The organism is Halobacillus sp. BBL2006 (assembly GCF_000786645.1).
Taxonomy (GTDB): Bacteria; Bacillota; Bacilli; order Bacillales; family Halobacillaceae; genus Halobacillus.
Genome location: NZ_JRNX01000258.1, coordinates 1 through 13,042, shown reverse-complemented (window position 1 = coordinate 13,042; position 13,042 = coordinate 1). Strand labels below are relative to the sequence as shown.

General features: G+C 42.3%; 11 protein-coding genes. 5 read left to right on the top strand and 6 right to left on the bottom strand.

Going from position 1 to position 13,042, the window contains the following annotated elements:
* Positions 1–158: 158 nt before the first annotated feature.
* From LD39_RS08565 to glgB, 6 genes are all read right to left on the bottom strand, one after another.
* Complete coding sequence (locus tag LD39_RS08565; protein WP_035545204.1) at positions 159–2,078, bottom strand: glycoside hydrolase family 13 protein; 1,920 nt, start codon at positions 2,076–2,078, stop codon at positions 159–161.
* Between the two features lie 19 nt (positions 2,079–2,097).
* Complete coding sequence (locus LD39_RS08560) at positions 2,098–4,536, bottom strand: glycogen/starch/alpha-glucan phosphorylase (RefSeq protein ID WP_035545208.1); 2,439 nt, start codon at positions 4,534–4,536, stop codon at positions 2,098–2,100.
* 30 nt (positions 4,537–4,566) lie between these two features.
* The gene (glgA, locus tag LD39_RS08555) at positions 4,567–5,997 is read right to left on the bottom strand and encodes a glycogen synthase GlgA (protein WP_035545201.1); all 1,431 of its coding nucleotides are present in this window, start codon (positions 5,995–5,997) and stop codon (positions 4,567–4,569) included.
* A 125-nt stretch (positions 5,998–6,122) separates the two neighbouring features.
* The gene (gene glgD, locus LD39_RS08550; protein ID WP_035545199.1) at positions 6,123–7,229 is read right to left on the bottom strand and encodes a glucose-1-phosphate adenylyltransferase subunit GlgD; all 1,107 of its coding nucleotides are present in this window, start codon (positions 7,227–7,229) and stop codon (positions 6,123–6,125) included.
* Between the two features lie 12 nt (positions 7,230–7,241).
* Positions 7,242–8,402, bottom strand: a complete 1,161-nt coding sequence (locus LD39_RS08545; protein WP_035545196.1) for a glucose-1-phosphate adenylyltransferase — start codon at positions 8,400–8,402, stop codon at positions 7,242–7,244.
* Positions 8,392–10,311: a 1,4-alpha-glucan branching protein GlgB gene (gene glgB / locus LD39_RS08540; RefSeq protein ID WP_035545194.1), complete on the bottom strand. Its 1,920-nt coding sequence runs from the start codon at positions 10,309–10,311 to the stop codon at positions 8,392–8,394. Before glgB ends, LD39_RS08545 begins: the two co-directional genes overlap by 11 nt.
* Positions 10,312–10,685: 374 nt before the next feature.
* Between glgB and LD39_RS08535 the strand changes: the two genes are divergently transcribed.
* The 5 genes from LD39_RS08535 to LD39_RS08520 all read left to right on the top strand — a co-directional run bounded on the left by LD39_RS08535 (position 10,686) and on the right by LD39_RS08520 (position 12,851).
* A complete protein-coding gene (locus LD39_RS08535; RefSeq protein ID WP_035545193.1) occupies positions 10,686–11,099 on the top strand; it encodes a DUF948 domain-containing protein in 414 nt (137 codons plus the stop codon).
* Positions 11,100–11,117: 18 nt separating this feature from the next.
* Entirely contained in the window at positions 11,118–11,567 is a 450-nt protein-coding gene (locus LD39_RS08530) for a DUF948 domain-containing protein (protein WP_035545191.1), read from the top strand.
* Positions 11,564–11,782: a hypothetical protein gene (locus tag LD39_RS23515; RefSeq protein WP_231572545.1), complete on the top strand. Its 219-nt coding sequence runs from the start codon at positions 11,564–11,566 to the stop codon at positions 11,780–11,782. Before LD39_RS08530 ends, LD39_RS23515 begins: the two co-directional genes overlap by 4 nt.
* 3 nt (positions 11,783–11,785) lie before the next feature.
* Entirely contained in the window at positions 11,786–12,310 is a 525-nt protein-coding gene (locus LD39_RS08525; protein WP_231572544.1) for a hypothetical protein, read from the top strand.
* A 127-nt stretch (positions 12,311–12,437) separates the two neighbouring features.
* Entirely contained in the window at positions 12,438–12,851 is a 414-nt protein-coding gene (locus LD39_RS08520; protein WP_035545189.1) for an RDD family protein, read from the top strand.
* The last annotated feature ends 191 nt before the right edge of the window (positions 12,852–13,042 follow it).

Below are 13,042 nucleotides of genomic sequence, written 5' to 3'. Positions count from 1 at the left end.
GGCTGGCGAGACCCCGCAGGACGGAGTCCGAGGAGGCTTGCCGTCATCCCCGCAGGAAAGCGAGCTGCTTCCCAACCACCCCTGACTCTAAATACAGCAACGAATCCCTAATATCTCGAAACTGAGTCTTCCAAAACCTGCGCGTTGCTGAACAAAGTCTATTTCATAAGCCTTAGCAGCATGCTTTCACAAGGTTCCAAATCTAAAGTCAGATCTCCTTTTTTCGCCTTGAAAATTCTTTTTTTGTTTTCAGTATGCTGCCATTTTCCTTTTGTTACAGACAAGCTTACACTTATTTTTTCCTGATGGTTTCTGTTCATCAAGTAGATGATCTGCTCGTCGGGGGCTTTCTCTCCGAAAGCATCTACCTCATTCGTGATCCACCGTTCAAATCCATAGACATCGCCATGAAAAGAAAATGACTTCCAATTCCCTGTACGTAAAGCTGTATGCTCTCTGCGCCATTCACCGATTTTCTTATACCAGGATAAGAGGTCCTGATCCTCTCGCTCCCAAGGGTACGGTTTACGATTGTCAGGATCCGCTCCACCGGTCAACCCGGCTTCATCTCCATAATACAAAGACGGTACCCCAGGAAATGCGTAAAGCCATAAGCTGAGAGCTCTGACCTGCCGATCAACCAGGTCATCCTTATGCTTTTGTGAATAGTGATCGGGCAGATATCCTTCAAGCATCGTTTTGATCCGCTCTACATCATGACTGGAAAGCATATTCATAAGCGCATAAAAGTACTGTTTCGGATAGTGTTCAGATAACGTAGTCAACCGGCGGTCCACGAAGTAGGCATCGACGTCTCCCTTCATAAAGTCAAGCATGATCCTACGCAAAGGATAATTCATGACAGAATCCAGTACTCCGCCTAAGAAGTAATCCCGCCGCTTTCCATAGGAAGTTTTATTAGAAGCGTCTTCCCAAACTTCGCCTAATAGAACACTAGATTTATCATATTTTTTTAATTGCGTATTGATTTGCTTAATCAAGTCATCGGTCAGTTCATCCGCAACATCTAAGCGCCAATGCTTCATTCCAGACTTCTGCCACGTTTTGATTACGCTGTCTTTGTTATGAATCAAGAAGTTTTGATAGTCTTCATTTTCCTTATTCAACGTCGGCAAAGTCCCGACACCCCACCACGCTTCATATTCGTTCGGGTAATTATAAAATTTATACCACGTGTAGTAAGGGGATTCTTTAGACTGATAGGCTCCTAAAGAGTCATACTGTCCTTCACGGTTAAAATATATGCTGTTACTGCCGGTATGACTGAAAACACCGTCCAGCATAATTTCGATATTTCGATCGGCAGCTTCCTTAATCAACTGCTCTAAATCTTCTTCACTGCCCAGCAATCGATCCACCGTATGATAGTCTCCTGTGTCATACCGGTGGTTACTCTCCGCTTCAAAAATTGGGTTTAGATAAATGACGGTCACACCTAAGGATTGAATGTAATCCAATTTTTCGATGATGCCTTGAAGATTTCCACCAAAGAAGTCCCAGCGAATGACCTCTCCTCGTTCATTTCTAATGTAAACAGGATCATTCTCCCAATGAGAGTGCATCAAACTGGTTTTCGGGGCTTTAGACATATCAATCTCACCAGCGGCATAGAAACGGTCGGGGAAGATTTGATACATCGTGGCGTTCTTCCACCAGTCAGGTGTCTCATATTCATGGTCATACACCGTGATTTGCCAGGAAGGAGGGATATGGTCGTAGACTCTTCCCTCACCGCTCTCAAAAATGTTCTCCCTGCCGTAATAAATGGTTCCATCTTCCAAAATAATCTGAAAGAAATACCAGATTAACTGAGGATCATCTGGCATTTTTATCGTCGTTTCATAGGAATTATAATGATGCTCTTCACTATATAAGTCCATTTCCTTTATTCTTTCATCATCCGTGCGATCCAAAATATAATGCAGCATGACGTGAGATACTTGAAAATGGTCAAGTACATCAATGGTTAATGTAACATTAGAACCTTTCGGCGCTGCACCGAAAGGCTCTCTATATGTCTGTTCAAAACTGTTGTGATAAACATCTTTTTGCCTCACTTGAAGACCCCCTAAACCATCACTTTAAGGTACGTATCTTTTGGACTTTCCATATATCTGTCGCATATTCCTGTATGGTGCGGTCGCTTGAGAATTTTCCAGATTGGGCGATATTCACAAGACTTTTCAGATTCCATTGACGTTTCTTCTGAAAATCCTGACTGACCCGCTTTTGGGCTAATAAATAATCAGCAAAGTCTTTCAAGACAAAATATTCATCATTGTGGTGAACCAACGCGTCATAAATATCCTGGAAATGAGTTTCACCTTTTGAAAAAGGACTGTAGTGGATCAATTGATCTAACGTATGGCGCACACGTTCATCTTGATCATAAATTTGTTTTGAAGAATAGCCGCCATGGCGATAATACCCCAATACTTCATCCGAACTTAGTCCGAACGTATAAATATTGTCATCTCCTACAAGCTCGTGAATCTCAACATTTGCTCCGTCCATTGTACCGACGGTTAAAGCTCCGTTCATCATGAATTTCATATTTCCGGTGCCAGATGCTTCTTTACTGGCCGTCGAAATCTGCTCACTAACATTACTTGCGGGGATGACTTTTTCAGCAATCGATACAGAATAATTAGGTAAGAAGACCACTTTGATCGTGTCATTGACATCCCGGTCATTATTGATGACATGGGCAATCCGATTGATCAATTGAATAACTTTTTTTGCGAAGTGATAACCAGAAGCTGCTTTGGCACCGAAGAAAAAGGTTCTCGGAACCATATCCATCGCAGGGTTCGATTTCAATTCATTGTATAAATGCATTATATGAAGAGCGTTGAGCAGTTGGCGCTTATATCCATGAAGCCGTTTGATATGAACATCGAAAATCGAGTTCGGGTCTACCGTAATCCCTTGGGTTTGATGAACCCACTTGGCTAGATCCTGTTTGTTCTGTTGTTTAATATCATCCAATTGATCCAGAAAAGCCAAATCATCTTTTTTATCTAAAAGGTTCGTAAGCAATTTCGGCTGCTCCACCCATTTGTCTCCGATAGCTTCTGTGATGGCCGAAGACAACGGTTCATTCGCATGCATCAGCCAGCGTCTATGTGTAATTCCATTCGTTTTATTATTGAAACGTTCAGGGAACGTATCGTAAAACCGCTTCATTTCTCGTTTTTTCAAAATTTCAGTGTGAAGCCTTGCCACACCATTCACACTATGACTTCCTACAATAGATAGGTGAGCCATTTTCACTTGTCCATCTGCCACAATAGCGAGGTCTGCAATCCGATCGAACTCTCCAGGGTACGTCCGCCACAACTCCTGACAGAATCGCTCGTTAATTTCATCAATGATCATGAATATGCGCGGCAACAGGGAACGAACCATATCTACCGGCCACGATTCAAGCGCTTCACTTAACGTTGTATGGTTGGTATAAGAAACAGATGATTGCGTAATATCCCATGCATCTTCCCAGCCGATTCCTTTTTCATCCATTAAGATTCTCATCAATTCTGGAATGACAAGGGCCGGGTGAGTATCGTTAATGTGAAGTGCTGCTTGATCAGGGAAAGACGACCACGGTAATTCTAAGGCTTCGAACGCCCTTATGACCGATTGAACGCCTGCAGACACTAGAAAATATTCTTGTTTTAATCTTAGTCTTTTACCTTCTTCATTCGAATCGTCAGGATACAAGAATTCAGAGATGGATTCTAAAGAACGCTTGTGATTCAAAAAATGTCCAAATTCATTTTCAGTTTCTGCTTTTGCCAGCGTATCTTCCACGGTAGGTTCTGCCGACCATAGTCGCAGCGTGTTGACCGTTTCATTGTTATATCCGACGACAGGTACATCGTAAGGAACAGCCCTCACCTGCTCATAATCTTTATATTGAAACTTAAGATTTCCGCCGGAGTCTTTATCAGAATATACGTAGCCTCCAAACTTCACATCTATGGAATCTTCTGGACGACGGACCTCCCATATGAAATCCTTAGACAACCAATAATCAGGAAGCTCGACCTGTTGGCCATCAATGATGTGCTGGTCGAACATCCCGTATTTGTAACGCATTCCATAGCCATGTCCAGCCAACTCCAAGGATGCCAGCGAATCTAAAAAACAAGCCGCTAAGCGTCCTAATCCCCCGTTGCCAAGGCCTGGGTCATTTTCCTCTTCTTCCAGGTTGGATAAAGATAAACCTAAATCCTGTAAGCCTTCATCTACGAGAGAAAGAAGCTTCATATTAAGCAAATTGTTCCCTAGTAGACGTCCCATCAAAAATTCCATGGAGAAATAATAGACCTGTTTCGTTTTATTCTCCTTGTAGCGTTGGTCGGTGTTCAACCAGTTCTCACTGATCTTATCCTTAACAAGTGCTCCAAGAGCTCGATAAGAATCAAATTCAGTTGCCGTCTCAATCGTCTTCCCTAGTTCCGTTTCAATCTTTGATGTAAACGCCTGCTTAAATTCCTCTTTGTCGCTGAACATCACCATTATGATTTCCTCCTATCACATCTGCTACTGAAACATAGATTGATATAAATCCATGTACTGTTCAGCAGAGTCCTTCCAAGTGAACTTACTCTTGCAAATGTTTTTGACCAGTTGCTGCCAAGAATCAGGTTGGTGATAGAATTCGATCCCCCGACGTATCGTGTAGAGCATGTCGTGAGCATTGTAGTTGGTAAATGTGAATCCATTCCCTTCTCCAGTCGCCTCGTCAAATGGAATAACTGTATCTGCAAGCCCGCCTGTTTCTCGGACAATAGGGGCAGAGAGATATCTTAAAGCGATCAACTGTCCAATGCCGCATGGTTCAAACCTCGATGGCATTAAAAACATATCGCTCGCTGCGTAAATTTGACGGGAAAAAGGTTCAGAGAATCGGATATTCGTAGACATTTTATCTGGGTGCCTGTCTTGTGCCCATTGCAGCATCTGTTCATATTGATATTCTCCTGTACCAAGCAGCACGATTTGCACATCATCGTGGTACAGTAATTCATCAATGACACGTCCGATTAGATCGAACCCTTTTTGCTCCACCAGTCTGGAAACGATGCCAATCATAGGCACATCTTTCCGAACCGGCAAACCTAATTGCTCCTGTAGCCACATCTTGTTCTGAGCCTTTTTGATCAAAGAACTCCTGTAAGGAAAAGCAAGAGCTTCGTCCTTTAAAGGATTATAATTTTGATCATTGATCCCATTGACAATTCCAATTAATTCATTCGCACGTTTTCTTAGAACTCCGTCTAGGTTTTCCCCATAATAAGGCGTTTGAATCTCATTTGCATAAGTTTCACTTACTGTTGTAATAAAATCTGAAAAATTCAGTGCACCTTTCATGAAGTTGATGTCACCAAAAAATTCAAAGGTGTCTTCTGTTAACATACCCTCATCGAAGTCCATCAAATCGTGTAATACAGATCTAGCAAAAACTCCTTGGTATTTTAAGTTATGGATCGTGAAAACCGTTTTCATTCCCTGGAATTTCTCTACATCCTTATAATGTGTATGTAGAAAAACAGGGATCAATCCCGTTTGCCAGTCATGGCAATGAAGAACATCCGGTCGCCAGTCCAGTGCCATCACCATTTCCATGATCGCTCTGTTAAAAAAGACGAACCGTTCGGCTTCATCATCATATCCATATAGGTTAGATCGTTTGAAATAATATTCGTTATCAATAAAATAGATTGGGATTCCTTCGTATTCTATATATTCAACCCCGGCATATTGGTTACGCCAGCCCATTTGCACATTCAGTTCATCCAAATGAGTCAGTTGGAGCTTCCAATGATCATCCATATTTTCATATTTAGGCAGGACGACCCGGACATCCACTCCTTCTTCTTTCAATGCCTGAGGGAGAGAGCCTAGTACATCGGCAAGACCTCCTGTTTTAATAAAAGGCGTACATTCTGATCCAATCATCAATACGTTCACGATTTTTCACTCCTTTAATTATGTGCAACAAATCACTTACTCTCTTATATGAGAAAAGGACTGCCAGAAAATCGGTTCAGACAGTCCCTTTATCATAGTGGACAGGCATCTTAATCAGATACTAGTCACATTGTTTTTCGTTTCGGAACAACATACGGTTTCTCTGGCGCACCAATCAATGTCCGCCCTTCTGAAATCGTACAGTCTTTATCTAAAATGACATTCTCTAACACAGCATTGCTATCAATCTCACAGCGCTGCATAATGATAGAGTTCTTTATGACGGCTCCTTCCGCTACTTTTACTCCTCTGAAAAGAATGCTGTCTTCGACATGTCCTTCAATCATACATCCATTAGCAACCAACGTATTTGTTACGTTCGAAGTCGACAAGTATTTGGAAGGCGCCTCATTTTTAACCTTCGTATAAATCGGGTTATCCTCTTTGAAAAGCTGATCTTGCTCAGAAGGATCCAAAAGCTTCGCGCTATTACGATAGTAACTCTCAACAGAATTGATTAAGGCATGAGCTCCTGTGTACTCGTATGCACGCACATTGATTTCAGGCAGCTTGCCTTTTATTCCATCAAGGAAGAAATGGGTACATCCGTGTGCAATACAATCATCGATTAAATCATGCAGGACGTTCTTATCGATCAGATACATATCCATATAGACATTGGAATTGCTTTGATCGTTATGAATCGCTGTGACTCTGTTATCTTCATCAATATCCAGCTTATGGGCACGCTGGTGTTCAGGATACAGCTCATCCACCTTCTTATAAAGCACGGTCACATCAGCACCTGATTCTTTATGCTCGGCTAATACATCTTGAAAGTCGATGTTACAAATATGCTGGGATCCGGACACAAGGATATAGTTCGCTAGCGTTCGGTTGATGAAATCGATGTTGTTATGAAAATGCTGCAAATCCCCTCGGGAAATATCTGTTGGATCGTTCCAGTCTGGAGGGAGGATAAAAAGCCCTCCGGTTTTACGGTCTAAGTCCCAGGCTTTCCCTTGTTCCAAATGGTCCATAAGGGAACGATACTTACGGCGGGCAAATACAGCTACTGAATCAATACGAGAATTGGTCATATTGGAAATGGCAAAATCAATCATTCGATAACGGCCTGCAAATGGAACAGCAGCACCACACCGAAAATAAGTCAGTTCATCCAATACATCTTGTTCGTGGTCTAAGTTAATAATTCCTGCAATGCGGTCCATGGAATCCTCCTCTTAACTATTAGTAGCGTAGCTGGATGCAAGTACACTGCCTTGTTCAGCCACAAGGGTAATTTCACTATCTGGGGATGAATCGCCAATTACGGCGCCATCTTCTATTACGGTTCCTTTTGCAATGATGGCACGATTAATGGTTACGTTTTTACCAATCTTTACATCAGGCATAATGACGGAATCCTTAACAACGGAAGATTCATCAACATGAACCCCATAAAAGATGATCGACGTATCAACGGTTCCGTAAATGCGGCACCCTTCATTAATCAGCGCATTACTCACTTTTGCCTGTGGAGCAATATACTGCGGAGGCTGATTAGGATTTTTTGAATACATGCGCCATGTATGATCATTAAGGTTCAATTCCGGTTCTTTTTTCAATAGATCCATATTGGCTTCCCAAAGGCTGTCGACAGTACCAACGTCTTTCCAGTAGCCTTCAAACGTGAAAGCCATAAGCTTTTTATAGTCATAAAGAAGAGCAGGGATGATATCTTTACCAAAGTCATGGGAAGAGTTTTCTTTCTCCGCATCATCGATCAAGTATTGTTTCAAAACATCCCAACGGAAAATATAAACCCCCATGGAGGCAAGGTTGCTCTTCGGATTTTCAGGTTTCTCATCAAATTCGGTTATTCTGCCACCATCGTCCGTGTTCATGATTCCAAATCGGCTGGCATCCTCCCACGGAACTTCAATAACTGAAATAGTAGCATCTGCTCCAGAACCAATATGATAATCGAGCATTTCGCTGTAATCCATCTTATAGATGTGATCTCCTGATAGCACAAGAACGTGCTCAGGGTCATATTGATTTAAGAATTTAAGGTTTCGGTAAATCGCATTGGCTGTACCTGTGTACCAGCCGCCACCTTCAGCCTGCATAAACGGTGGAAGGACGGATACACCGCCAAATTTACGATCGAGATCCCACGTATCCCCAATTCCGATATAATCATTGAGGATGAGTGGCTCATACTGCGTCAATACACCAACCGTATCGATTCCAGAGTTGGTGCAATTACTTAAAGGAAAGTCGATGATCCGATACTTGCCGCCGAAGTAGACGGCTGGTTTTGCTATTTGTTTCGTTAGTGATTTCAGTCTGGTTCCTTGACCACCAGCCAAAAGCATCGCTACACACTGTTTATTTTTCATGATTCTCCTCCTTAGATACTGAAGTTCTCTTCAAGAAGCTCACACCGAGCGGGGGAATCGTCATGGTTATATGCTGGTCTTGTCCTTGCCATGGGGCAGGAATCGTTTCTAATGGCAAGCCATTCGTTTGCCCAGAACCTCCAAAATGTTCCGCGTCGCTCGAAAATATTTCTTTGTATGAGCCATGTTTCGGCACCCCTACTTTGTAGTCGTGGTAAACTTCAGGAGTGAAATTGCAAACCACAATCAGTTGGTCGTTTGAAGTACGACTATTGCGTGCAAAAGAAACAATGCTTTGCTCATAGTTATTAGGATCGATCCAGAAGAACCCTTCTTCCTTATGATCCAACTCCCATAATGCTGGCGTATCTCTATAAAACTGGTGCAATTGTTTCACGTAGTTCTTCGTATTGCTGTGAGAGTCGTAATCCAATAGTTCCCAGTCGAGATCCTCTAAATCCTTCCACTCATCGAATTGGCCGAATTCACCTCCCATGAACAAAAGTTTTTTGCCAGGGTGAGCGTACATATACCCAAGAAAGGCTCTCAGATTCGCAAATTTCTGCCAATAATCACCTGGCATTTTATTTAATAACGATTTCTTACCATGAACGACTTCATCATGAGAAATCGGTAATACAAAGTTTTCTGAATAGGCATACATCAATGAAAATGTAATTAGATTATGGTGATATTTACGGTGGATGGGATCCATCTCAATATACTTGAGCATGTCGTTCATCCAGCCCATATTCCATTTGTAATTGAAGCCAAGTCCTCCAATGTAAGTCGGCGCACTGACTAATGGCCATGAAGTCGACTCTTCAGCCATCATCAGCGTATCCGGGATTTCATCGAATATGGCCTCGTTCATTTTCTTGATGAACTCGACGGCTTCGAGGTTCTCTCTTCCGCCATATTCATTCAATTCCCAATCGCCATCCTCTTTGCCGAAGTCCAAATAGAGCATACTCGCAACAGCGTCGACACGCAGGCCGTCAAGGTGATACTCTTTCAGCCAGTAGATCGCGTTGGAGATTAAGAAGCTTTGGACTTCATTCCTGCCAAAATCAAAAGTCAGCGTACCCCATTGGGTCTTTTCGGCTTTGCTTGGATTCTCGTATTCATAGAGGGGTTCACCATCAAACCGCCTTAAACCGTGTTCATCTTTACAAAAGTGCCCAGGAACCCAGTCAAGAATGACTCCCAGTCCGTTCTGATGACATTGGTCGACGAAATACTTAAAGTCGTCAGGCGATCCATATCTTGCTGTTACAGAAAAGTAGCCTGTAATTTGGTAGCCCCATGATCGGTCGAAGGGGTGTTCCATAATGGGGAGAAGTTCAATATGCGTGTAACCGAGGTCCTTAACGTAAGGGATGACCATATCAGCATATTCCCGAAAATTATAGAAGACTTCCGGTTCGATATATTTCCATGAACCCAAATGAATCTCGTAAATTGACATCGGTGATTCATAATGGTTCTTCGCTTTCCGCTCTCTCATCCATTCATCATCATTCCATGTATGGTTATTGAGCGGGTGAACCACAGAAGCCGTTTCGGGACGCAATTCACTCGAGAAAGCGTACGGGTCTGCTTTCAAACGCAAGTGACCGTGAGGGGTCAGAATTTCATACTTGTAAATCGTTCCTTGTTCCAAGTTAGGAATAAAAGTCATCCAAATACCGTTGTCATTGATCCTTTCCATTGGATGTTCTCTTCCATCCCAATTATTAAAGTTGCCAACGACGCTCACTTGCTTTGCATTCGGTGCCCAAACGGCAAAACGGATTCCTTCTTCTCCATTCCGAGTGTCCGGATGCGCTCCGAGAAGCTGATAACTGTAACGGAGATTCCCTTGATGAAATAAATAGATATCATGTTCTAATGCTGTATCATTGACCACGCCATCACTCCTCTATGGATTAAAATTCTATAAAATTTGACACGAAAAATGTCTCTTATACTTATCATAAAATCCTTGAGGTTCTTTTACAATTAGAAATCAAACAAATTTTCTGAAAAGTTTTGTCGATTTTTGGCTAATTTAATAAATAAATTGCGATTAAGGAGATTTATGGAAGAAGCGCCGTTAATGTAAGCGTTATCACAAAATTGATAGACTTAAACCTATTCACTTAGAAAAAAATCCCACCTCAGGTCATCCAAATTCTGGATGACCTGAGGTGGTAAATAAAGGAATATAGTATCAGCACTTTTGTGTTTCGCCAGAAATGGTTAGTGGTATAGCAAACTAAACGAATAAAGAGGTGAAAGGTTATGTCATTAGCTGGAATCAGTTTACTCATCATTGCGATCGCATTCGCATTTATCGCAATTTTCGTCGTCAAAACACTAAAAGCTGCGTCAAGTACAATGACCAGTGTCTCTCAGACCCTAGAAAAAGTAGAGGGACAAATGCAAGGAATCACAACAGAATCAGAAAATCTATTGAAGAAAACAAACACGATTGCTGATGATGTCCAACAGAAGACTCAATCCCTCAATGGGTTTGTTGACTCGCTCAACCATATGGGTTCTACAATGGGGAACGTCAATAACTCTCTTCAAGGAATGGCAGAGAGTGTCGCTCACGCTTCCGATCAGTCTGATGATCAAGTGGCCAAGGCGATGCGATGGGGAGATGCAGCAATTGAGCTATACTTAAGGTTTAAAGGGAAAAAATCAAAGTAGGAAAGAGAGGTTTCAATTATGGATTATCTAGGAATAGGAGTACTCATCATTGGGATCGCATTTGCGATCGTATCCATTTTTCTAATCAAAGCTTTAAATAATTTGGCTAATGTACTTGGAGGAGTCCGTAAAACGGTTGATCAGCTGCCCGACCAACTGGACTCGGTTATGAAAGAAACATCAAACGTCTTACACAACAGTAACGATACCCTGGCAGATGTAAACGAAAAGATTCGAGCGCTCAGCCCTCTTTTCTACATTGTCGGTGATATCGGGGAATCTTCCAGAAAACTGACTTCTTCGCTTGTTGACATGACTTATTCCGTCAAGCAGAGCACACACGAAGGCGAGCAGAAGATCAATGAGGAAGGCTGGCGCGGAGTGTACGGAGCACTTGCTCTTACGTATTATCTCGTGCAAAAACGAAAAGCCTTGAAATCTGTACAGTTGGAAAGTCAGACACGATGAGTAAAAGAGAATGGATGACTGGATTGATCGCAGGAATTGCAAGCGGGATCGGAGTCCATAATCTCAAAAAAGGCTCCCCCGTCTACAAAATGAAATATGACCGTAAGAAAACCGAGCTTTATGAAGGCGGAAAGACAAATTATAAAATCTTCGATTCTGCCAAACAATCTTTGAAAGCAGAAGCGCAAGAAAATACAAAACTAAAGGGGAAATGATTTATGCAAAACGAACAAATGACACAGCCAACTCAAACGGCTCAAACAACTCAAACAGCTCAGCCAACTACGAAAAAACGCGGAAATAAGAAGCTGCCAATCGCGATGTTAACAGGAGCGCTTATTGGAGGAGCTTTCGTATTAATTAGGGACCCTGAGCAAAGAAGACGCTTGAAAGAAGGATCAAAATCAACGAAAGACGCGGTAAGCGGTTATGCTTCTGAAGTGAAAGAAGATCCTTCAGCTAAGAAAGACGACCTCGTTACGCGTGTGCGAAAAACCGTCTCCGTCATCAATGAAGCGGTGTCCACCGTTCAGGATGTCATGAACAATCAAGGAAAAGAAATCACAGAACGTGCAAAAGACATTAAAGATGAATCTGAAGAGATTATCTCAACGGCCAAGGATGCAGGGGAAGACCTGCAAGAAGCAGGAGAAAAAGCGAAGGAAGCGAAAGATGAGCTGACATCTTCTGAAGAAGAAGAAAAATCCGCTGATGAAAAAGTTGTAGAGGTTAATCCACGTTAAATCAGCAAATCCAACAAACCCGAACCTTGATCAAGGTTCGGGTTTGTTTTTTGTCTTGTACTCTTCACATGATCCAAATATTTCTATACTATACATAAATAGACCTATATATGGAGAGGAAGATTAAATGAAACAACCTGTTGGGTTTTGGAAAAGGCTGGGGGCTGCGATTTTGGATGTATTGATTGTCAGTCTTCCGATTAGCTTGTTAGGGATATTATTATTCAATTGGGATTTCGACAATACATACAGCAGGAACATTTATGTGTTGTACCAATTGATTGTACCTATCGTATGGAGCGGCTACGTCGTCGGTAAGCGTATCGTCGGTATTCGAATTGTTAAAAAAGACGGATCAAATGTAGGCATCCTGGCGATGTTTTTGCGAACTATTATCGGGGGCCTTGTTTACGCTCTTACTTTGGGAATCGGTGCGATCGTCAGTGCTTTTATGGTAGGTCTCAGAGAAGATCGTCGTGCCATCCATGATTTTATCGCAGGAACATACGTGACAGAAGCACTCCCTAATGAAATGGATTAATTATGAAAGGAAGGTCCCACTATCGGGCCCTTCCTTTTTTTAGTTCGCATAAGTACAATTGTATCTTCTTATTCAAGTAAGACTCAGTTTCGAGACATTCGTGTGAGTTTGAGGCTGCGGGAAAAGGTTCGCTTTCCGTGGGGCGTGCGCTAAGCCTCCTCGAGCTTCGCTCTGCGGGGTCTCACCTGTCC